Here is a 231-nt window from a genome sequence, read left to right on the forward strand (position 1 = left end):
GGTTACCGGAGTACTTGTGGCTCCAGTAATTGGGGCAGTAGTACCCGTTGATACTGTGCTTGGCGTAGCAGCACGAACAGCGTCAGCAACTTTATCCGTAGTGTTAGACGTAGTCTTAGTATGACGCGTGGTATGGATTTTCATACCTGTACGCTCTTCATCCATCTTGTCCTGCATCTTGCGTAAGAAACGAGCTGCTGCTTCTTGACCACCAAGACCGAAAGATAAAGC

1 pseudogene is annotated in these 231 nt (G+C 48.5%); it reads right to left on the minus strand.

The features are described from left to right. A pseudogene (locus tag AAEY79_RS16580) lies at positions 1-231 on the minus strand (hypothetical protein); the annotation flags it as partial.

Source organism: Psychrobacter sp. GW64-MNA-CIBAN-0177 (assembly GCF_040309585.1).
GTDB classification, from domain to species: domain Bacteria; phylum Pseudomonadota; class Gammaproteobacteria; order Pseudomonadales; family Moraxellaceae; genus Psychrobacter; species Psychrobacter okhotskensis.